22 protein-coding genes and 2 tRNA genes are annotated in these 20,753 nt (G+C 65.4%); 9 read left to right on the top strand and 15 right to left on the bottom strand.

The genetic code is table 11. The features are described from left to right. The first annotated feature begins 32 nt into the window (after positions 1 to 32). The gene (locus tag ACZY0R_RS20790; RefSeq protein WP_488860856.1) at positions 33 to 1,307 is read left to right on the top strand and encodes a TIGR03862 family flavoprotein; all 1,275 of its coding nucleotides are present in this window, start codon (positions 33 to 35) and stop codon (positions 1,305 to 1,307) included. Positions 1,308 to 1,324: 17 nt separating this feature from the next. Here ACZY0R_RS20790 and ACZY0R_RS20785 read toward each other — a convergent pair whose 3' ends face one another. Continuing rightward, positions 1,325 to 2,947, bottom strand: a complete 1,623-nt coding sequence (locus ACZY0R_RS20785) for an NAD(P)/FAD-dependent oxidoreductase (protein WP_488860854.1) — start codon at positions 2,945 to 2,947, stop codon at positions 1,325 to 1,327. 231 nt (positions 2,948 to 3,178) lie between these two features. Between ACZY0R_RS20785 and ACZY0R_RS20780 the strand changes: the two genes are divergently transcribed. Beyond that, the gene (locus tag ACZY0R_RS20780) at positions 3,179 to 3,484 is read left to right on the top strand and encodes a single-stranded DNA-binding protein (RefSeq protein WP_045238616.1); all 306 of its coding nucleotides are present in this window, start codon (positions 3,179 to 3,181) and stop codon (positions 3,482 to 3,484) included. A 16-nt stretch (positions 3,485 to 3,500) separates the two neighbouring features. On the opposite strand, the gene ACZY0R_RS20775 is transcribed toward ACZY0R_RS20780, so the two are convergent. Both ACZY0R_RS20775 and ACZY0R_RS20770 read right to left on the bottom strand, forming a co-directional pair. Further along, on the bottom strand, positions 3,501 to 4,484 hold the full coding sequence (locus ACZY0R_RS20775; protein WP_045238617.1) for a threo-3-hydroxy-L-aspartate ammonia-lyase: 984 nt from the start codon (positions 4,482 to 4,484) through the stop codon (positions 3,501 to 3,503). Positions 4,485 to 4,544: 60 nt separating this feature from the next. Beyond that, entirely contained in the window at positions 4,545 to 4,901 is a 357-nt protein-coding gene (locus ACZY0R_RS20770) for a hypothetical protein (protein WP_052685994.1), read from the bottom strand. Between the two features lie 174 nt (positions 4,902 to 5,075). On the opposite strand from ACZY0R_RS20770, the gene ACZY0R_RS20765 reads away from it, so the two are divergent. The 3 genes from ACZY0R_RS20765 (at position 5,076) to ACZY0R_RS20755 (ending at position 8,832) form a co-directional block, all read left to right on the top strand. Beyond that, complete coding sequence (locus ACZY0R_RS20765; RefSeq protein WP_488860851.1) at positions 5,076 to 6,554, top strand: aminotransferase-like domain-containing protein; 1,479 nt, start codon at positions 5,076 to 5,078, stop codon at positions 6,552 to 6,554. Positions 6,555 to 6,739: 185 nt separating this feature from the next. Then, positions 6,740 to 7,153: a hypothetical protein gene (locus ACZY0R_RS20760; RefSeq protein WP_488860849.1), complete on the top strand. Its 414-nt coding sequence runs from the start codon at positions 6,740 to 6,742 to the stop codon at positions 7,151 to 7,153. Between the two features lie 200 nt (positions 7,154 to 7,353). Then, complete coding sequence (locus tag ACZY0R_RS20755) at positions 7,354 to 8,832, top strand: sensor domain-containing diguanylate cyclase (protein ID WP_488860847.1); 1,479 nt, start codon at positions 7,354 to 7,356, stop codon at positions 8,830 to 8,832. A gap of 93 nt (positions 8,833 to 8,925) precedes the next feature. Here ACZY0R_RS20755 and lpxO read toward each other — a convergent pair whose 3' ends face one another. Beyond that, positions 8,926 to 9,828 carry a lipid A hydroxylase LpxO gene (gene lpxO / locus ACZY0R_RS20750; RefSeq protein ID WP_488860845.1) on the bottom strand — a complete coding sequence of 301 codons (903 nt, stop codon included), beginning with the start codon at positions 9,826 to 9,828 and terminating at the stop codon, positions 8,926 to 8,928. Positions 9,829 to 10,003: 175 nt separating this feature from the next. Beyond that, positions 10,004 to 10,315 (bottom strand): hypothetical protein, encoded by a 312-nt coding sequence (locus ACZY0R_RS20745; protein WP_035859468.1) that lies wholly within the window; start codon positions 10,313 to 10,315, stop codon positions 10,004 to 10,006. Positions 10,316 to 10,541: 226 nt separating this feature from the next. On the opposite strand from ACZY0R_RS20745, the gene ACZY0R_RS20740 reads away from it, so the two are divergent. Then, a complete protein-coding gene (locus ACZY0R_RS20740; protein ID WP_488860843.1) occupies positions 10,542 to 10,847 on the top strand; it encodes a hypothetical protein in 306 nt (101 codons plus the stop codon). Between the two features lie 177 nt (positions 10,848 to 11,024). Here the strand turns inward: ACZY0R_RS20740 and ACZY0R_RS20735 are convergent, their stop codons facing one another. After that, the gene (locus ACZY0R_RS20735; protein ID WP_488860841.1) at positions 11,025 to 11,708 is read right to left on the bottom strand and encodes a Fe2+-dependent dioxygenase; all 684 of its coding nucleotides are present in this window, start codon (positions 11,706 to 11,708) and stop codon (positions 11,025 to 11,027) included. Between the two features lie 266 nt (positions 11,709 to 11,974). On the opposite strand from ACZY0R_RS20735, the gene ACZY0R_RS20730 reads away from it, so the two are divergent. Further along, positions 11,975 to 12,262 (top strand): hypothetical protein, encoded by a 288-nt coding sequence (locus ACZY0R_RS20730; protein WP_488860839.1) that lies wholly within the window; start codon positions 11,975 to 11,977, stop codon positions 12,260 to 12,262. Positions 12,263 to 12,386: 124 nt separating this feature from the next. After that, the gene (locus tag ACZY0R_RS20725; RefSeq protein ID WP_488860837.1) at positions 12,387 to 12,824 is read left to right on the top strand and encodes a hypothetical protein; all 438 of its coding nucleotides are present in this window, start codon (positions 12,387 to 12,389) and stop codon (positions 12,822 to 12,824) included. A gap of 154 nt (positions 12,825 to 12,978) precedes the next feature. Here ACZY0R_RS20725 and ACZY0R_RS20720 read toward each other — a convergent pair. From ACZY0R_RS20720 to ACZY0R_RS20700, 5 genes are all read right to left on the bottom strand, one after another. Beyond that, positions 12,979 to 13,054, bottom strand: a tRNA-Met gene (locus ACZY0R_RS20720). 166 nt (positions 13,055 to 13,220) lie between these two features. Further along, complete coding sequence (locus ACZY0R_RS20715) at positions 13,221 to 13,601, bottom strand: hypothetical protein (RefSeq protein ID WP_488860835.1); 381 nt, start codon at positions 13,599 to 13,601, stop codon at positions 13,221 to 13,223. A gap of 132 nt (positions 13,602 to 13,733) precedes the next feature. Further along, positions 13,734 to 14,015, bottom strand: coding sequence for a hypothetical protein (locus tag ACZY0R_RS20710; protein ID WP_045238626.1), 282 nt, complete (start codon positions 14,013 to 14,015; stop codon positions 13,734 to 13,736). Between the two features lie 140 nt (positions 14,016 to 14,155). Next, positions 14,156 to 14,953, bottom strand: coding sequence for a DUF1266 domain-containing protein (locus ACZY0R_RS20705; RefSeq protein ID WP_488860833.1), 798 nt, complete (start codon positions 14,951 to 14,953; stop codon positions 14,156 to 14,158). Between the two features lie 263 nt (positions 14,954 to 15,216). Continuing rightward, positions 15,217 to 15,293 (bottom strand) — tRNA-Arg (locus ACZY0R_RS20700). 124 nt (positions 15,294 to 15,417) lie between these two features. On the opposite strand from ACZY0R_RS20700, the gene greB reads away from it, so the two are divergent. Next, on the top strand, positions 15,418 to 16,014 hold the full coding sequence (gene greB, locus ACZY0R_RS20695) for a transcription elongation factor GreB (protein ID WP_488860831.1): 597 nt from the start codon (positions 15,418 to 15,420) through the stop codon (positions 16,012 to 16,014). Positions 16,015 to 16,035: 21 nt separating this feature from the next. On the opposite strand, the gene ACZY0R_RS20690 is transcribed toward greB, so the two are convergent. From ACZY0R_RS20690 to ACZY0R_RS20675, 4 genes are all read right to left on the bottom strand, one after another. Further along, positions 16,036 to 18,453: a RelA/SpoT family protein gene (locus ACZY0R_RS20690; RefSeq protein WP_488866078.1), complete on the bottom strand. Its 2,418-nt coding sequence runs from the start codon at positions 18,451 to 18,453 to the stop codon at positions 16,036 to 16,038. Positions 18,454 to 18,711: 258 nt separating this feature from the next. Further along, positions 18,712 to 18,915, bottom strand: a complete 204-nt coding sequence (gene rpoZ / locus ACZY0R_RS20685) for a DNA-directed RNA polymerase subunit omega (RefSeq protein WP_006578656.1) — start codon at positions 18,913 to 18,915, stop codon at positions 18,712 to 18,714. An 84-nt stretch (positions 18,916 to 18,999) separates the two neighbouring features. Next, positions 19,000 to 19,653 (bottom strand): guanylate kinase, encoded by a 654-nt coding sequence (gene gmk, locus ACZY0R_RS20680; RefSeq protein WP_045238629.1) that lies wholly within the window; start codon positions 19,651 to 19,653, stop codon positions 19,000 to 19,002. Between the two features lie 5 nt (positions 19,654 to 19,658). Further along, the gene (locus ACZY0R_RS20675; protein WP_488860825.1) at positions 19,659 to 20,600 is read right to left on the bottom strand and encodes a YicC/YloC family endoribonuclease; all 942 of its coding nucleotides are present in this window, start codon (positions 20,598 to 20,600) and stop codon (positions 19,659 to 19,661) included. Positions 20,601 to 20,753 lie beyond the last annotated feature (153 nt).

Here is a 20,753-nt window from a genome sequence, read left to right as displayed (position 1 = left end):
CGCGACCGACCGCTTTCCCCCGGATTCAAACCATGTCTGCACCCACCGCCTCCCTCCCAGCCGCCAGCGTCGCCGTAATCGGCGGCGGACCCGCGGGCCTGATGGCGGCCGAGGCGCTGGCGGGGCGCGGGTTTCGCGTGGACGTGTACGACGCCATGCCATCGGTCGGCCGCAAGTTCCTGATGGCCGGGCGCGGCGGCATGAACCTGACGCATTCCGAAGCCGCGCAGCCCTTCCTGGCGCGCTACGGCAGCCGCAGCGCGCAGATCGCGCCGCTGCTGGCGGGCTTCGACCCGCAAGCGCTGCGCGACTGGGTGCACGGACTGGGCATCGATACCTTCGTCGGCAGCTCGGGCCGTGTCTTTCCGACCGACATGAAGGCCGCGCCGATGCTGCGCGCATGGCTGCACCGCCTGCGTGAAGCCGGCGTGCAGTTCCATATGCGGCATCGCTGGCTGGGCTGGGCGGACGCCGGCGGCGACTCCCCCGGCAAGCTGTGCTTCGCCACGCCGGAAGGCGAGCGCGTGGTGCAGGCCAGCGCGGTGGTGCTGGCACTGGGCGGCGGCAGTTGGGCGCGGCTGGGCTCGGACGGCGCCTGGGTGCCGCTGCTTGCCGCGCGCGGCGCCGGGGTAGCGCCACTGCGCCCGGCCAACTGCGGTTTCGACGTAGCCTGGAGCGAGCACTTCCACACGCGCTTTGCCGGCCAGCCGGTGAAAGCGGTGGCAATCGGCCTGCGCGACCGGGATGGCGTCGAACACTATCGCCAGGGCGAATTCGTCATCACCGCGGGCGGCATCGAGGGCAGTCTGGTGTATGCGCTAAGCGCGCCGATGCGCGACCTGCTCGAAGCCACGGGCGAAGCCGTGATCCACCTCGACCTGGCGCCGGGCCTGAGTGCCGAACGGGTAGCCGACGCGGTACAGCGCCCGCGCGGCGCGCGCTCGCTGTCGAGCCATCTGCAAAGCAAGCTGGGCATCACCGGCGTAAAGGCCGGACTGCTGCGCGAATGCCTGTCGAAGGAGGAGTTTGCCGATCCCGCCCGGCTGGCGATGGCGCTCAAGGCGCTGCCCTTGCGCCTGCTGCGCGCGCGCCCGATCGACGAAGTGATCAGCAGCGCGGGCGGCGTCGAGTTCGAGGCGCTGGACGCCGCTCTGATGCTGCGCGCCATGCCTGGCGTGTTCTGCGCCGGCGAGATGCTGGACTGGGAAGCGCCCACCGGCGGCTACCTGCTGACCGCCTGCTTTGCCAGCGGGCGTGCCGCCGGCCTGGGCGCGGCGGCCTATCTGGATGCCGCCGCCGGGGATTAAGGCCGCGCGGCGGGCGCTCAGGCCGCCTTGCCGTTGACGATGCTCAACGCGACCGCCTCGGCCACCTCGATGCCATCGATGGCCGCCGAGTAGATGCCGCCCGCATAGCCTGCGCCTTCGCCAGCCGGGTACAGGCCTTCCACATTCATGCTCTGGTAGTCATCCTTGCGCCGGATGCGCAGCGGCGAAGACGTGCGCGTTTCCACACCGGTCAGCACGGCATCGTGCATGGCATAGCCAGCGATCTTCTTGTCGAGTTCGGGTAGTGCTTCGCGGATGGCCTCGATCACGTAGTCGGGCAGCGCGGTCGAAAGATCGGTCGGCGTAACGCCCGGCTTGTATGAAGGCTCGACCGAGCCCATCGCGGTGGAAGGCCGGCGCGCGATAAAGTCGCCCACCAGTTGCGCCGGCGCGTTGTAGTTGCGCCCGCCGAGTTCGAATGCGCGCTCTTCCCAGTGGCGCTGGAAGGCAATGCCGGCCAGCGGGCCGCCAGGGAAATCTTCCGGCGTGATGCCGACCACGATGCCGGCATTGGCATTGCGCTCGGCGCGGACGTACTGGCTCATGCCGTTGGTGACCACGCGGCCCGGCTCCGACGCCGCGGCCACCACCGTGCCGCCGGGGCACATGCAGAAGCTGTAGACCGCGCGGCCGTTGCTGGCGTGGTGCACGACCTTGTAGTCGGCGGCGCCCAGCAGCTTGTTGCCGGCGAACTTGCCGAAGCGGCTGCTGTTGATCATGCCCTGCGGATGCTCGATGCGGAAGCCCAGCGAGAACGGCTTGGCCTCCATGAACACACCGCGCTCAAACAGCATCTCGAAGGTGTCGCGCGCGCTGTGGCCCACCGCCAGGATGACGTGGTCGGCCTCCAGGTACTCGCCATTGGACAGCTTGAGGCCGCGCACCTTGCCGCGCTCGATGTCGATATCCTCGACCCGGGTCTCGAAACGGATCTCGCCGCCGAGCGAGAAAATCTCGGCGCGCATCTTCTCCACCATGCTGACCAGGCGGAAGGTACCAATGTGCGGGCGCGCGAGATAGAGGATGTCTTCCGGCGCGCCGGCCTTGACGAACTCGTCGAGCACCTTACGGCCGTAGTGCTTCGGATCCTTGATCTGGCTGTACAGCTTGCCGTCGGAGAAGGTGCCGGCGCCGCCCTCGCCGAACTGCACGTTCGACTCGGGATTGAGCACGCTCTTGCGCCACAGGCCGAAGGTGTCCTTGGTGCGCTCGCGCACTTCCTTGCCGCGCTCCAGGATGATGGGCTTGAAGCCCATCTGCGCCAGGATCAGGCCAGCCAGCAATCCGCACGGCCCCATGCCGATCACCACCGGCCGCAAGGCCGTGCCCGGCGCCGGTGCCTGCGCGACGAAGCGGTAGGCCATGTCCGGCGTCACGCTCCAGTTCGGCTTGCCGGCCATGCGCTTGATCGCCGCCGCTTCGTCCGTGACTTCGATATCGATGATGTAGGTGAGCTTGATATCGGAGCGCTTGCGGGCATCGTGCGCGCGGCGGAACACGGTGAATCCGGTCAGGCCGTCGGCCTTGACGCCGATGTCGGCGAGGCGCGCGAGGACGGCGGCCTTCAGATCGCTCTCGGCATGATCGAGCGGGAGTTTGACTTCACTTAGACGTAGCATGGGAACCTGGAATTCTGCGGCCGGTGGGTCGGCCCTGGAAGGGGCGCTGACTGCACTCTGGTTGAGCGTCGGGCTGGCCGGACCGCAATTTTATCGTTTTTAGGGCCAGGGTCCGCATTCTCTGCCACGAGGCCACGAAATTGTGAGATCTTCCGCACCCCGGCAAGGTGGAAACGTGTCCCGGCACGCGTTGCCCGCAGCCCAACCAGACAATCCCAGGAAGGAAGAAAAATGATCGACGCACTAGTCAGCGGCCGGCTCCACGGCCATGCCAGCGAGCGTACCGGCCAGGGCGGCAGCCTATACGTCACCGCCAAGCTCAAGGCCGCGGTCAACGACGGCGATACCGTCATCGTCAACGTGATCGCCTTTGCCGACAAGGTGCGCGCCGCGCTGCTGGCGCTGGAGGATGGCGAGTCGGTGGCGCTGTCGGGCAGCCTGACGCCCAAGGTCTGGACCGACAAGAACGGCGACACCCGGCCCGCGCTGGACCTGGTGGCGCATGCCATGCTGAGCGCCCACGACCGCCAGGACTGAGCGGCGCGCCAGCCCTTCAGTCCTGCGCCGGCTGTGCCGTCTGCACCAGGGCGGCAAAGCGGGCCAGGTCCACATTGCCGCCGGACAGCAGCACGCCCACGCGCTTGCCGCTCACGGCAACCCGCCTGGCGAACACGGCCGCGGCCGCCAGGCAGCCGGTCGGCTCGACGATCATCTTCATGCGGCTGGCGAAGAAAGCCATGGCTTCGACCAGTTCCGCGTCGCTGACCGTCACCACATCGTCCACCAGGCTGCGCAGCACCGGGAAGGTGAGCTGGCCGAGATGCTGCGTCTGGGCGCCGTCGGCGAGCGTGGCAGGGGTATCGATGTGGACGATCTTGCCGGTGCGCAAGCTGCGCTGGCCGTCGTTGCCGGCCTCGGGCTCCACGCCGATCACCAGGCAGTCCGGGTTGAGCGCGCGCGCGGCCACGGCGCAGCCCGACAACAGGCCGCCGCCGCCCAGCGGGGTCAGCAGCACATCCAGCGGCCCGGCCTGCTCGAACAGTTCCTTGGCGGCCGTGCCCTGCCCGGCCATCACATGCGGATGATCGTAAGGCGGGATCAGCGTCAGGCCTTGCTCCTGCGCCAGACGGCGCCCGATGGCTTCGCGATCTTCGGTATAGCGGTCGTACAGCACCACTTCGCCGCCATAGCCACGGGTGGCGGCGATCTTGATAGCGGGCGCATCGCGCGGCATCACGATCACCGCGCGCACGCCGAACAGGCGCGCCGACAGGGCGATCGCCTGCGCATGGTTGCCCGAGGAAAATGCGATCACCCCGCCCGCGCGCTGCTCGGGCGTGAACTGCGCGATGGCGTTATAGGCGCCGCGAAACTTGAACGCGCCCATGCGCTGGAAATTCTCGCACTTGAAAAACAGCTGCGCGCCGCTTGCCGCATCGGCGGTAGTGGAAGTCATCACCGGCGTGCGGTGCGCCACGCCCTCCAGGCGGCGGTGGGCCTGGACCACGTCGTCATAGGAAATTGCCAGTTCGGTCATTGTGTTGCTCTCCATGTATGCATTGCCTGCATTACCGCGCCACCAATGGCGCTCCCGGCGCTACCTCGCCAGCCAGCGGGCCCACCAGGCCCGCGCCGGCGGCGGCTGAAGCCGCAGCGTGGCTGCTCGCCGCGCCAGCACTTCCACCCAGCCCGCCGGCAGTTCCGCCGCGCTCCCGGCCTGCAGGCGCCGGGGCTGGCGCCACATGGTGCCGGCCAGCCAGCGCGGCGGCTCGGCCAGGTCCACCTCGCCCTCCAGCACATAAAGCGTGGTACCGGCCTGGGCATGGAACCGTAGCACACGGCTGGTTTCGAGGTCGAGCGTCTGCGCTTGCGGCACGGTCCCGGCCAGCATGGCGTGGGCAGGCTGCACCGACTGGACGGCGGGGATAATCGGGTCTGAACGATAGCTTTGCATGATGCCGGCTCCCTGGCTTTGACAGGGTTCCAGACTACCGGGCCACACCGGACCAAGACAGGCACACGCCAGCAGCTTGTGAACCATAACAGAAGCATCTCAACCCATCTGTTACGATACAGAAGCCATACATCTGTATCTGTTGCGCCGGCTCCCGCCGCGCCACCATGCCGCATGGAATCAGCCCCGCTTTATCGCCAACTCGCCCAGCACTACCTGCACGCCATCAAAACCGGGGCACTGAAGCCGGGAGATCGCATCCCCTCCGTGCGCACCCTGATGGAGCTGCATGGCGTGAGTTTGTCCACCGCGCTGCAAGCCTGCCGGCAGATGGAAAGCGATGGCCTGCTCGAAGCCAGGCCGCGCTCGGGCTATTTCGTGCGGCATACCCGCCACAAGCCGCTAGCGCCGATCGAGGAACCCGCCGCCACGCTGCCGGACCCCGCGCAGTACGTCGGCATCCATGAGCGCATTTCCGCCATCACCGCACGCGGTCGCCAGCTTCCAGTCGAGGTGAGCTTCGCCGGCGCCTGCGGCGCGCCGGCACTCTACCCGGCCGAGGCCTTGCGCGATGCCGCGGCGCGCGCGCTGCGGCGCCACCCGCATCTGTTCGGCAGCGCCGCCGACGCCGAAGGGCACCCGGCTTTTCGCGCCGTGCTGGCGCGGCACGCACTGCTTTCGCGCATCACCGTGGCGCCCGAAGACATCATGGTCACCCATGGCTGCACGGAAGCCCTCAACCTTGCCCTGCGCGCGGTGGCGCGCCCGGGCGACGTGATTGCCGTGGAGTCGCCCACCTACTACGGCCTGCTGCAGATACTGGAAAGCCTGGGCATGCGGGCGCTGGAGATTCCCAGCAGCCCACAGACCGGCATCTCGCTCGACGCGCTGGAGCTGGCGGCACAAACCTACGACAACATCCGCGCCGTGGTGGTGGTGCCGAACCTGCAGAATCCGCTGGGCAGCATCATGCCGGACGCCAACAAGGCGCAGCTGGTGGCATGGTGCGAGCAGCGCGCCATCGCGCTGATCGAGGACGACTGCTTCTCCGCGCTGGCGGACAGCGACGTGCCACTGGCCGCGCTCAAGGCCTGGGACCGCAGCGGCGGCGTGATCCATTGCGCCTCGTTGCACAAGATCCTGGCCCCTGGCATGCGGCTGGGCTGGATTGCCGCGGGCAGATGGCAGGCGCGCGTGGAGATGCTCAAGTACAGCCAGTCGCGGCCCAACGAACTGCTGGCGCAGATCGCGGCCGCCGAGTACATGGGGTCAGGCGCCTTCGAGCGCCACCTGCGGCGCCTGCGCGAGCAACTGCGCAGCCAGCGCGGGCAGGTGGCGCAAGCGATTGCCGCCGAGTTCCCCGCGGGCACGCGCGCCTCCAACCCGAACGGCGGCCTGCACCTGTGGGTGGAGTTGCCGGGATCGGTATCGTCCGAGACGGTGTTCGACCAGGCCATGGAGGCTGGCATCCGCGTGGTGCCCGGCGTGATGTTCTCCAACTCCAACCGCTTCGACCATTTCCTGCGGCTCAATTGCGGCACGCCGTACTCGCCTGCCATCGAGCGCGCGCTGCGCACGCTTGCTGGCGTGGTGGCGCGCGTGGCCGACAAGCCAGGGCCACAGGGCGGCGCGGGAGCCGCGCTCAGCGGCTGAGGGCGGGTAGCCACGGCCGGCACCGGGCAAAGCAAGCGGCCCGGAGCGCAGCATCCGTCGCCCGGCGCCACCATTCGCTCCTCCCATCGCGCCGTTCATCGCAGCACCCTAGGCATCCTCGGGGGCTGCCGGCATCCTTGCGAACATTGCCGAAACCGGCAGTCCACGCTCACAAGGAGAACCAGATGCCACACCCCTCCCTCCCCCTTGCCGTCGAGACCGTGGGTTCCACCTTGCGCCTTTGCACGGCTCGCCGCGCCGACCGGGCGCATCGTCTGGCGCCGCGCGCGGACATCCGCGAAACCAAGGCTGGCCATGACGCGAAGGACGGCACCGGACACACGAAGCATGATCAAGGACAAAGCGGACATGCCTTGCTTGCCGATACCATCGGCCATGTTCCTGTCCAGACAGTCACCGACATGACTTACGCCCAAACCGCAGCCGGAGGCAAGCTCGACGAGCTGCGCACGCTGGCCGCCCATCTGACCGCCGGCTCGCTGCTGCAGGCGGCCACGCTGCAACTGATTGCCGAGCAAGAAAAATCGCCGCACGAGCACACGCCCGCGCGCATTGCCGAGCTTTCCCTCCAGGCCTGAGCGGCGGGCCAGCGCCTGCGGCAACCAGCCAGGCGTGTTTTTACACCACACACTCCCCATTTCTTCCACTGCTGCCATATGCTATCGCCCGTAGCGAGCATGGCGGCATGCCTTCCCGGCAGATTCCGGATGGCCCGATCAGCCGTGCCGCCTGCGTTCCGGCCCGGCTGGCGCGCTTATCGGGAAAGGGAGAAAAGAGATTGGTAGCCACGACTGAGGCGTCGCGTATCGACGCCGAATACAAAACCTTGTTCCAGCTCGCGCCAGTCTCGCTGTGGCTTGAAGACTTCAGCGCGGTGCGCGAGTACTTCGAGGTCCTGCGCGCGCAGGGCGTCACCGACCTGCGCAGCTACCTGCGCAACCATCCGCAGGAAGTCGCCCGTTGTTCGGCACGGATCCGGGTGCTGGATGTGAACCGGCGCACGCTCGACCTCTTTCGTGCCTCGGACCTTTCCGACCTCGTCAGCAATCTCGATACCGTCTTTCGCGACGATATGTTCGACCAGCACGTCGAGGAACTCGCCCAGCTATGGGACGGCGGGTTGCGTTTTTCCAGCCAGACCGTCAACTACACGCTGGAAGGCAAGCGGCTGGACATCCGGCTGGAGGCAACTGTCATGCCCGGCCACGAGGCAACGTGGGAACGCGTGCTGCTGTCGATCGAGGACATCACCGCGCGCGTCGCTACCGAGCACGAGCTGCGCCGCAGCGAGCAATACGCGATGGGCTTGTTCGAGCATTCGCCGGTCTCGCTATGGGTCGAGGATTTCAGCGCGGTCAAGCTGCTGCTGGATGAAGTACGCGGCGCGGGCATCACGGATTTCCGCACCTTCCTCAACGTGCACCCGGATTTTATTTCGCGCTGCATGCAGGAGATCCGCGTACTCGACGTCAACCAGCAAACCCTGCTGATGTTCAGCGCGTCGTCCAAGCGGGAACTGCTGTCGCGCCTGGGTGATGTGTTCCGCGACAATATGCGCATCCAGTTCGCCGAGCAGCTGATCGACCTCTGGAACGAAAAGCTCTGGCAGCAGCGCGAGGTGGTCAACTACGCGCTGGATGGCCGGCCGGTGGATGTGTTCATGCAGTGGTCGGTCTTTCCCGGCCACGAGGCGGACTGGGACCAGGTGCTGGTCTCCCTGACCGATATCACCGCGCGCAAGAAGGCTGAGGCCTATGTCGAGTTCCTGGGCAAGCACGACGTGCTGACCAAGCTCTACAACCGCGCGTACTACGAAGACGAACTCGCGCGCCTGGGCCGCAAGGGCCCGTGGCCGGTCAGCGTGATCGCGGTGGACCTCAACGGGCTGAAGCTGGTCAACGACCAGCTCGGCCACGGCGACGGAGACGCCTTGCTGCGCCGTACCGGCGAGGCGCTGAAGAAGGCCGTTGGCGAGCAAGCTTGCGTGGCCCGGGTGGGGGGCGATGAATTCATGATATTGCTGCCGGCACGCGACGAGCGCGGCGCGTCCACTGTGGTCGAGCAGATCCATCAGGTGGTCGAGCTCAACAACCAGTTCTATCCGGGCACCGCGCTCAGCCTGTCGATCGGCACGGCAAGCTGCAGTGCCGGCGATCGCCTGAGCGACACCGTCAAGCTGGCCGACTCGCGCATGTACCAGGCCAAGCGCGCCCATTACGAAGCGCTCGACGACGAGCGCGAACGCCGCCGCCGATAGCGCACCGCAAACAGAAAGGGCCGGCGTCAGCCGGCCCTTTCTGTTTTTGCGCGCCGCGGCCCGCCAGGGACCGCGCTGCGTTTGAAGCTCGCGTTACAGGTACACGATCAATGCCACGCCCGCGGCGATCAGGCCGAACTTCACCACGTAGTACGCCGGCCGGCTCCATGCCTTGAAGCGGCGGCGATACTGCCCGCCCAGCCAGACAATACGGAACAGGCGATTGATCACGCCGGTCTGGTCGGATTCCTCGTTGGGCGAGCTCGCCGCGGTCATGACCTTTCGGCCCAGCCAGCGGTTGACCTTGCCGGCCCAGCCGAAGCGCATCGGACGCTCGATATCGCAGAACAGGATCAGCCGGTTGCTGTCGCTCTTGTTCTCCGCCCAGTGCAGGTAGGTCTCGTCGAACACCACGCCTTCCCCGTCGCGCCAGCTATGGCGCTCGCCATCGACCTCGATAAAGCAGCGGTCGTCGTTAGGCGTGGCCAGACCCAGGTGGTAACGCAGCGAGCCCGCGAACGGATCGCGGTGCGGGTTCAGCTTGCCGCCGGGAGGCAGTTCGGCGAACATCGCCGCCTTCACGCTCGGCAGGCCGCGCAGCAGCTCGACGGTGCGCGGGCACAGGACCTCGGCCGAAGGATGGCGGGCTTCATACCACTTCAGGTAGAAACGCTTCCAGCCGTATTTGAAAAACGAGTTGAAACCCGCGTCGTCGTTCTTGTCGGCAGCCTTAATCTTGCGCATGGCGGCCAGGGCCAGGCCCTCATCGCGGATCTCCGGCCAGGCGGCACGGATCTTCTCGAGTTCCGGAAAGCGCTCGACGGGGATGTAGGGCGTGCGCGGCACACCCGAAAAAACATACATGAAGCAGTTGACCGGCGCCACCAGCGCCGAATGATCGAGCAACTGGCGCCAGATGCGCAGCCTCACCTTGCCGCGAAAATGCACGTACAGGATCGCTCCCAGGTACGTCGCGACGATTATCCACTTGATCACCCGAAATCCTCCATTCCATGTCAACAGCACCGCGCAGTTGCATTCGCGGCAACAGGACGGTGTCGGGGGGCGAAAACCCGTAGTTTATCGAAATGGCGGGCGCCGTGCTCAATGAGATTGATGCGCCACAGACCAATTCGTCACATGAGGCGGATGGGAAACCGGCCGGTCCGGTTCAAGGCGTGCCGCGCGATTGCCGGGCGATGCGCTCGATCAGCGCATTGGCGTCATCCGGCAAGCCCTGCAGCGTCAGCAGCCGCGCGTTGAGCACCATATTCTCCAGCACCAGCTTGGCGGTGGAGGCCCACATGGTGGCCAGCAGCGCATCCACCGGCATGCCCGCCGATTCCATCGCGCTGGAGCGCTGCGCTACCAGATGGCATACCAACGCGCGCAACGTCGCATCGTCGAAAGGCAGGTCGGCATAGTCGATCGGGTCCTCCTTCTCGACTTCGACCATCAGTTGCATGAGCATGTCCTCGGTCATCGGCAAGCTCCCACCGGTTCGGATGTTCCTGACGATGACGCTAACCCTCGTCCATCGCGTTGTCAATGCGGCGGGCGACCGGCCTCAAGCGAACAACAACAGATACGCCGCGCGGTTGCCAAATCCGATGACTCAGGGTAATCGATAGATAGGACGCATCATTTAAGACTGAACAAAGCGTGTAAGCTCCGGTCTGATTCCCATCACTAACTAAACAGTAGCGTTCATGACCAAGCGTTTGTTGTCGGCCATGCGTCAGTACGCATGGTTCGGTGGTGTCAAGCACCACGTGGTCCAAGGCGTGGAAGCGCTGGCCACCTTGCTCAAATCTCCCGCAGTCGCGGCCCGCGCAGTGGCCGCAATCGTTGCCGAAACCGAACAGGGCGTGCAGGTGTGGGTGTCCTATTTCGGCAAGCCGATGGACCCGCATACCACTTACGTTTTCTGGCCCATGCAGCGCGCGCTCAAACCCGCGCGACGACGCGTCGCCGTTCCCTTGCCCCGGCAACCCTGGGATCGCGATCGTCAGTAGACGCGTTGCACCCTCGTTGTACCATCACGCGCCGGCCGATCGAGGCCGGTGACGAGAGGCGCCGGCCCCAGCGGTTCATGACGCCTCGCTTCCCCCTTCTCCCTCCCGTTCTCCTCACTGCCAGCCGCTATTGCGGCAATCACCTGATCCCGCCCCCGGCGGATCGCCACGCCGCCCTCAGGCGTCGGCCCAGCGCCGCAGCAGGTTGTGATAGACACCAGTAAGCCCCACCACGGCGGGCTCTTTTTGCCCAAGCGCCTGCCCTACCCGCTGGATCTGCGTATCGAGATCAAACAGGACCGAACGCTGGCCTTCGTCGCGCACCATGCTCTGAATCCAGAAAAATGACGACACGCGCGCTCCGCGCGTGACCGGGCGGACGTGATGCAGGCTGGTGGCGGGATACAGCACCATATGTCCCGCCGGCAGCTTTACGCGCTGTTGGCCGTAGGTGTCCTCCACCACCAGTTCACCGCCGTCGTAATCCTCCGGCGCCGTCAGGAACAGCGTGGCCGACAGGTCGCTGCGAATGCGGAAGCTGGTGCCGCGCAGGTGGCGGATGGCGTTGTCGATGTGATTATCGAAGGCGTGCCCACCCTCGTAGCGATTAAACAAGGGCGGGTAGACCTTGAGCGGCAGCGCGGCCGAAATGAACAGCGGATTGGCCCCCAGCGCATCCTGGATCAGGTCGCCGACCTGGCGCGCCACAGGCGAGCCTTCCGGCAATTGCAGGTTGCGCTTCGCCAGCGCCGATTGATGGCCGGAAGTGGCGTTGCCGTCAGTCCATTCCGCCGCGTCCATCCACGCGCGGCATTGGGCTACCTGAGCCTGTGTCAGCACATCGGGGATTTGCAGCATCATGATTTCGATTACCTCGGCAAGACGGTTAGCGGGCGGCACCTGCAGGCCAGTTGAGCCAGCAGCCTGATGGCGCTCCGGTGAGCGCCGATTGTAAGAGAAAGCTACTCGCCGCACAAATAGGAATCATTACCATTTACAGATAGCTTGACCTGACGCAAGTCAACCGGCGTGCAGGAAACCAGTACTGTCAGCCGTGTGCCGACAGCCGCCGCGCATGCCGCCCACTACAATGAAATGCATCCAGCCACTCTGCCCAGGAGACGGAAATGCCCGAACCGGTACATGACGAAGCGTTGGTCAATCTTTACCTTGAGCAGATTTCCGCCCTGTCGATCAGTGCCTTCGATGGTGCCGATGTCGGCCAGGAACTCAGCCAGGTCGTGCGCGAGGCCGTCGACCAGTGCGGCGCCAGCAAGGCCACGCCCGCGGGCAATAACCTGAGTGTGCTGATCGAGCGGCTGAACGCGCGCGCCGAGTCCGCGGCCCGCGAGGGTCAGCCGCAGGTGCGCGACACCTTTGCACGCGCCGCCGAGCTGGCCCGGACGCCAGCCTGAGGTTTAAGCGGGCGGCGGTTCGAGTGCGCGCCCGCGGGGTAATGAACCTCCCGGCGGATCACGATCTCTAATTGGTATCGTCCGGCACCCGCCGGGTGCGATCCATTGCCGGACTCAACGCATCATGCCCCGCGCCATGCTTCGCCTGCTGTTTGCAGTATCACTGCTGTCGGTTGGCGCATGCGCGGGCTACCCCTATGACGCCGGCTACGCCCCCTACAGCCCTTACGATCCCTATGGGTTCTATGATGGCGGCATGGTCTATCCGGCTGGCGCCTACGGCTATGGATACGGCTACAACTACGGCTATCCGCTGCCGCTCTATAGCGGGTCATACGGCGCCTCCTTCTATTACGGCTACGGCTATCGAGGCCCAGCCTACCGCGGAGGCTGGCGATACTACGGTGGCTATCCGTATGGCCATCCCTATCATTCCGGCATGGGACGATCCTATTACCACGGCGGCTGGGGTGCCCATGGCAGCTGGGGAGGACATGGCAGTTGGGGAACCTCCGGGCAACGCGGCAGCGGCCGGAGCGGAGGTGGTCGTGGCCGGCATTGAGAGCGCATTAGCGAACTGCGCCTGCACTGCGATAGTGCGACCAGCGTGCCCTGCGCGGTTCGGTGCGAATAGCTCCGGGCAATGCGGATTTCGATCGTAGGAATTTGCAGAACTTGGCCAGGACGGCCGGGAGGCAAGACCGGAAAAAGGTCTTTGGTTGCGGGGGCAGGACTTGAACCTGCGACCTTCGGGTTATGAGCCCGACGAGCTGCCAACTGCTCCACCCCGCGTCCGAGAGGCCGGATTATGGTGGATCGCGCCGCGCATTGCAATCGCTTTGTGACGTCATCGTAAAAAGAAGGCTTCCAGGCACCGTAGCCGGCCATCTCCGCGTTGGATGGCCTGCGCCGCAGCGCAGGCACACCGCAATCCGGATCGCAGGTCCATGCGCTCCCATCAGGCGCGCCGCGCCGCACACGGCTCCTCATCCTCGGATTCCAGCATGCTCTTCAGGAACCGGTTGACCTGGTCCAGCGCTTCGAGCTTGGTATCGAAGGACTGGTGCGGAAACGGGTTGTGGCGCTTCTCAATGATCCCGCCATCCTTCTTGCGCATGACCTCGACAATGATTGCCCATTTACCCCTGGGCAGGGACAGGATCTCATAAACGATCTTGTAGCCATTGAACTCCAACATGATGTACCCCCTTGCTGCTTGCGCGCCTGACAGGCTGCGCGCTTCAGCATCAGGGTAGGCCGGGAGGACAATCGACGCCGTGATCGCAATCAAAGATGAATGAAGAAGGCATATCACGGCATGATATGCGACGTTGCGCATTTCGCAATAGCTACCCGAGGGCATCCCGGAGGGCAGCAGGCAGCATGTGCGGCACGCACTCACCCAACCCCCGGCGGAGCGCCGCGAGCCGTATTTCCGCCTGCAGCAAGCCCGAGACAAACGGACGGGCAGCTAATCCCCCCTGGGCCCCACCAGTTGGTCGACGAGTTGGTAGGCCGCGCCAAAGGCCGCCACTTCGGCAGCGTGCCGGGTAGCAAAATGCGCGGCGCCGCTCGACAAGCGCTCCGTATCGCCGGCGTCGGACGGGTCAGCACCCTCCTGGCAGACCCGGACTTCGTATCCCCACTGGGCAACTTCACCCAGCGCCGCGACGCCACCCGCCCGCGGCGATGAAACCAGGACATAGACGTCCATGCCCCGATAAGCCTCCACCCGCCAGTCCGCGTTGCTCATGAGATCTCCTGGGTTGTCCACGGCAAGCACGACTCGAGGAGTCATGCGCACACCTGAACCAGCCTAGCCCGCCGGCACGTGGCTCGCAAGACGGCACGCGCCTACACGCCACAGGCCGCAGCACGATAAGGCGCAGCGCGCTATGGACTGGCCGAGTCATCAAGACAAAGACGAGCGAACGACAACTGCCGCAAGAGGCCGGCGCCGGGTCCGCCCCACATCGCGCGGCCCAGCAGATAGCTCACCGCAACCTCCTCCCAGGACTCAAGCTGCGCGAAGACCTGGGACGCCGCGCGCTCGATCACCGCCCAGGCCTGCGCCTCGGTCTGCATGCCGCAATCGTAGGCCGCCCGCGCGACATGGATCGCGCGGCTCATGTCCCAGGCCAGCACGCCACGCGCGAGATCGACCCGCGAACCAACCACACGGCTCGCCCTGAGGTCCGGCATGGCGCGCTCGAGGTTGTCAACGCAGAGCGCGAGGCGCACCGGATCAAACAATTCATCGAGCAGCACGATCTCGCGCTCGCGGGCCGCACGCGGCACCGCAAACAGGATCCGGCAAACCTGCGGGTACAGTGCGCGATGCCCCTCCTCCAGCAACCACGCCAGCGTGCCTCGCGCTTCGCCGGCTGTATGGATATGCCAGGCGTTCGCCAGCAAGTCCGCCTGCGTGCGCGGATCGGCGCCGGTGGCCAGGGTGCGGGCATTCAGGGTGAAGCGCTCGTCATGCAAAAGACTCACCAGCAGGCAGCGCTCGCGGCCACCGGAGGTGGGCATCGCGCTACTCTCGAGCACCACAGCGCAAGTGCCGCCGCGCAAGTCCAGCTTGCCGCGCGCGTCAGGCGGCAACGATACCGGCGGCAAGCGCCGGCGGCGCGCCGCATCGGCCAGCAGGGCGAGCAGCACAGCGGAGACAAACCATGGCAGAGGCCGCATCGCAAGATTCCCCAAGGGAGAGTGCAATCGCTCGGCATGGCAGATCGGGAACAACCAGCACGAGAGCGATCCGGCTACAGAAGCGCATGTGATGCGCGCCGGAACAAAGACTAGCGGCGAGAAGACTGGCGCACGATAGGAGGAATCTCAATCGCTCGCGCGCCCGTCATGCATACGCGTCGTGGGCACGGACAGAACGCCGTAGAATGAACGGGATCCGGAAATGAAAAAGGGCTTCCATTTCTGGAAGCCCTTTTAATCGGTGGTGCGGCTGGCAGGATTCGAACCCACGACCCCTTGGTTCGTAGCCAAGTACTCTATCCAACTGAGCTACAGCCGCACTCGAGAAAGGAGATTATAGCGAACTTTCAGCGTTTGTGAACCCCCTACGCACATTTTTTTGCTTTTTCTTCTGACCGCGCGCGCCTTCCTATAATGACAGCCCCGCAGATGTGATACCAGCCATGAACAAGGCATTTGTCAAAGAGTCTTCCGGCGACGAGGATGACGACCTTCGCGAAGGCGCCACCCCGCTGCCGCCTGGCACCAAGAACTATATCTCCGCACAAGGCTACCAACGCTTGCGCGATGAACTGATGCACCTGATCGACGTGGCGCGCCCGGAAGTGGTCCAGATCGTTTCGTGGGCGGCGTCGAACGGCGACCGCTCCGAGAACGGCGACTATCACTACGGCAAGAAGCGCCTGCGCGAGATCGATCGACGCATCCGCTTCCTGACCAAGCGCCTGGAAAAAGCCGAGGTGGTGGACCCTTCCCTGCAGGGCGACAACGACCAGATCTTTTTTGGCGCCACCGTCACCTACGCCAGCCAGACTGGCGAGGAAACCACTGTCACGATCGTCGGCACCGACGAAGTCGACCTGGACAGCAACCATGTAAGCTGGATTTCCCCGATCGCACGCGCGCTGCTCAAGGCGCGCGAAGGCGATACCGTGCCGCTGCGCACGCCGGCCGGGGTCGAGCAGATCGATATCCTGGAGGTTCGCTATCCCGAAAAGCGGGCGGAGCAGAGCACCGCCGCGCAAACGGGAGAGCACTGAGCCGGACACGCCGGCCGACGGTCAGCCGTCGTTGCGGTCGCGGAAGATGCGGATGACGTCGGGGTTGCGCCTGAGCGCCCGCATCACATTGGCGAGGTGCAGGCGGTTCTGCACCTGGACGATGAACTGCATGTAGGTGGCCTCCTGCTGGCCACCCTCCTGCTGCTCCATCGACACGTGCGCGACGTTGGCGTCGGCCGAGGTCAGGTCGGCCGCGACGCGGGCGACGATACCCTTGACGTTGCGCACCATCACCTTGATCGACACATCGAAGGCGCGCGTGGTCTTGCGCGCCCACATCACGTCGATCCAGTGCTCAGGATCCTTGCTGTGCAGGCGCTTGGCCACCTTGCAGTCCTGCACGTGGATCTGCAAGCCCTCACCCTTGCCCAGGTAGCCGACGATGGAATCGCCGGGAATCGGGCGGCAGCAAGCCGAGAAGATGATCGACATGCCTTCGTCGCCGGTGATCGGCACCGCCGGCGCTTCTTCGCCGGCGAAGGTCTGCACGGCCGCCAGCAGCGCGCTGTCGACGTCGCCGGACAACTCTTGCAGCAGGATCTCCATGCGCTTGGCCACCACGGCGGGCACGCGCCGCCCCAGCGCCAGGTCGGCGAAGATGTCTTCCTTGTGCTTGTTGCCGGTCCACTGCACCATGCGATCCCACACCGACTGCGGGAGTGCTTTCAGCTCGATCCCGAGCTGGCGCGCCGACTGCTCCAGCAGGCGCTCGCCAAGCTGGATGGCTTCGTCGAGCCGCGTGGTCTTGAGATAGTGGCGGATGGCCGCGCGTGCCTTGCCGGTGCGCACGAAAGCCAGCCAGGCCGGATTCGGCTTGGAGTACGGCGCCGTCACCACCTCGACGATGTCGCCGCTCTTGAGCTCGGTGCGCAGCGGCAGCAACTCGTTGTTGATCTTGACCGCCACGCACTGGTTGCCGAGATCGCTGTGCACGGCATACGCGAAATCGAGTGCGGTGGCGCCGCGCGGCAGCGCGCGGATATGCCCCTTGGGCGTGAACACGTAGACCGCGTCAGGGAACAGGTCGATCTTGACGTGTTCGAGGAATTCCTGCGAATCGCCGGTCTGGCTCTGGATATCGAGCAGCGACTGCAGCCACTGGTGGGCCTGCTGCTGGATATCGTTGGCCTGGTCAGCCTGGTGCTTGTACATCCAGTGCGCGGCCACGCCGGCTTCCGCGATCTGGTGCATGTCGCGGGTGCGGATCTGGAATTCCACCGGCGTGCCGAACGGGCCCACCAGCGTGGTGTGCAAGGACTGGTAGCCGTTGATCTTCGGAATGGCGATGTAGTCCTTGAACTTGCCGGGCATGGGCTTGTACAGCCCGTGCAGCGCACCCATCGCCATATAGCAGTGCATCTGGGTTTCCACCACGACGCGGAACCCGTATACGTCGAGCACCTGCGAGAACGACAGCTGCTTGTCGTGCATCTTGCGGTAGATGCTGTAGAGCGTCTTCTCACGCCCCGACAGCTCCGCCACGATGCCGGCATCCCCCAGCGCCTTCTGCGCGGTCTCGAGGATGCGCTTGACCACCTCGCGCCGGTTGCCCCGGGCGGCCTTGACCGCTTTTTCCAGCGTGGCATAGCGGAACGGCGAGCCGACCTTGAAGGACAGCTCCTGCAGTTCGCGGTAGGTAGTGTTGAGACCGAGCCGATGGGCGATCGGCGCGTAGATCTCCATCGTTTCGAGCGCGATCCGGCGCCGCTTTTCCGGCGGCACGAAATCGAGCGTGCGCATGTTGTGGGTGCGGTCAGCCAGCTTGACCAGGATCACCCGTACGTCGCGCGCCATCGCCAGCAGCATCTTGCGGAAACTCTCCGCCTGCGCCTGCTCGCGGCTCTGGAATTCGAGCTTGTCCAGCTTGGTCAGGCCATCGACCAGCTCCGACACCTTGGGACCGAATTTTTCCGCCAGCTCGCTCTTGGTGATGCCCTGGTCTTCCATCACGTCGTGCAGCAGCGCCGCCATGATGGATTGCACATCGAGCTTCCAGTCGGCGCACAGTTCCGCCACCGCTACCGGATGCGTGATGTAAGGCTCGCCGCTCTGGCGGTACTGACCGAGGTGGGCCTCGTCCGAGAACTGGAAGGCCTCGCGCACGTGCGCCTGGTCGGCCGGCTTGAGGTAGGCCAGCTTTTCCATCAGCCTGGTGATCGAGATCACCTGCTGGCGCGGCGGCACCGCCGGCTGCGAGGTCGGCCCGAAGAAGTGACGGTAGGACTGCGCCAGCACAGCGTCGATAAACAGCGCATCGCCCGGGCCGGCTGCCACCGGGGCTTCGCTCAGTTCACTTTCGGCGGCGGCCTGGACGGCCCTGCCCTTGCCCGAGCCCATTGCGGGCGCGACGGCACGTTCCCCGACAACATCGTTGCCGAGCGGATCGGGAAGATTGGGAGCGCCCGTACGCGCCGTCACGGTCGACTGACCGGGACCGGCGCGCTTGCGCTGAACGGGAGGCACTGCTTCGCCACCCGCGTCACCAGGCGCTTCTCCGCGCGGGCGCGCCGGCGTCGCCGTGGGGCTGGCCGTCGCGACAGGAGAGGAAGGCTGGGAGGAAGACATGTGGGCGGCTTTCCGAAATCTGGCTGGTTAAGCAAGTACGCGAACCGGTACGTTAGCAGAGTCTCAATGCAAAGGTACGCGTTGCGAGGACTGGCCACCGCCGCCCGAAAATCAGGTCGGTACCTTCTTGAGCATCTCGATGCCGACCTGGCCCGAAGCGATCTCGCGCAGCGCCACCACGGTGGGCTTGTCCTTGGCCTCGACCTTGGGGGTGTGACCCTGCACCAGCTGACGGGCCCGGTAGGTCGCCGCGAGCGCGAGCTCGAAACGATTCGGGATGTGTTTCAGACAATCTTCGACGGTAATACGCGCCATATCAAATCCACCTCGGGACAAAACCTTATGCGATGCCGGCTATTTTACAGCACGCGGCAAGAAACGTTCCCGCCGCGCTCCGGATCAATGAATGCCGAGCTCGATGAAGAGGTCGGCGTGACGCGCTTTTTGCGACGAAAAACGCAGACGGGTAGCACGTATCACGCTGCGCAGCTGTTCGAGCGCCTGCTCGAACACCTCGTTGATGATGACATAGTCCGACTCGGAAGCGTGGGCCATTTCGCTGCCGGCCGCCAGCAGGCGGCGCGTGATCACATTGGGCTCGTCCTGGCCGCGCTTGTTCAGGCGCTCTTCCAGCGCTTGCAGCGACGGCGGCAGGATGAAGATCTCCATGGCGTTGGAAAAGCGCTGGTGCACCTGCTGCGCGCCCTGCCAGTCGATTTCCAGCAGCACATCGTTGCCCTGGGCCATCTGCTGCTCGATCCAGACCCGGGATGTGGCGTAGTAATTGCCGTGCACCTCGGCCCACTCGAGAAATTCGCCGCGATCGCGCGCGGCGCGGAAGGCGTCCACCGTGGTGAAGTGGTATTCGCGGCCATCCTGCTCGCCCGGCCGCGGCGCGCGCGTGGTGTGCGAGATGGACAGGCGGATGGCCTGGTCCTGCGCCAGCAGCGCATTGACCAGCGTGGACTTGCCGGCGCCGGAGGGCGCCACCACCATGAACAGGTTGCCGGGATAGGCGGTGTCGATTGCGACGTGGGACGACGTTTCACTCATGATGATTATTCTAGGTTCTGAATCTGTTCTCGCATCTGCTCGATCAGCAGCTTGAGTTCCATGGCGGCATCGGCCAGTTCCTTGGCCGCGGCCTTGGAGCCCAGCGTGTTGGCTTCGCGGTTGAGCTCCTGCATCATGAAATCGAGCCGCTTGCCGGCCTGCCCGCCCTTCTTGAGGATATGGCGGGTTTCGTTCAGGTGCGCCTGCAGGCGCGACAGCTCTTCGGCGATGTCGATGCGGATGCCGTAGACCGTGGCTTCCTGGCGGATACGCTCGCCGATTTCATCGCGGCTCATCGACGGCATGCCGTTCGGCGCCACCAGGTTGAACGCCTCCTGCAGTCGCTCGGTCAGCTTTTCCTGGTGGTGGGCGATCAGCTGCGGGATCGTCGGCGCCAGGCGATCGACGATGGCCAGCATGGCCTCGATCCGTTCGTCCAGCGTGGCCTTGAGCGCATCGCCTTCGCGGCGGCGCGCTTCGAGCAACTGGGCCAGCGCTTCCTTGGCCGCACCTATCACCGCCTCGCGCAACGCGTCCTGCGACAGTTCGGGCTCCACCAGCACGCCCGGCCAGCGCAGGATCTCGCCCATGCGCAGCGAGCCCGCCTCGGTAAAGGTGGCGGCCACGGTGGCTTCGATCGAGCGGATCTGCGCCAGCAGCGCGTCGTTGAGCGCCAGCGTGGTGCCGCCGGCACCGGCATCGGCGCGCTGCAGGTTGATGCGGCACTCCAGCTTGCCGCGCGACAGCTTCGCCATGAGCATTTCCCGCAGGGCCGGCTCGAAGGCGCGGCACTCTTCGGGAGCCCGGAAAAACAGGTCGAGGAAGCGCGAGTTGACGGTGCGGAACTCCACCGAAACGGAAGCCGTCCTGCCGGTGGGCACGCCATGCGCGTCGGTCAGCGGCGCCTGGCGGGTCGCCAGGCCGTAGCCGGTCATGCTGTGAATCATTGATTAGTCTCGCGAAATGGCCATCCGGCCGCATGCGTTCAGACGGCGCGGGGAGCTGGCAGCCCCGCATCCGCGCCGGCCGAACGCCGAAAAGAGAGCCAGAAATGGCCGCTATTGTGTTCTTTACAAGTCATCGATTAGTCAGGACAATCC

The sequence above is a fragment of the Cupriavidus sp. F041 genome, assembly GCF_057814235.1.
Note: the sequence above shows the minus strand (reverse complement) of the source record. Positions and strands in the feature narration are given on the sequence as shown.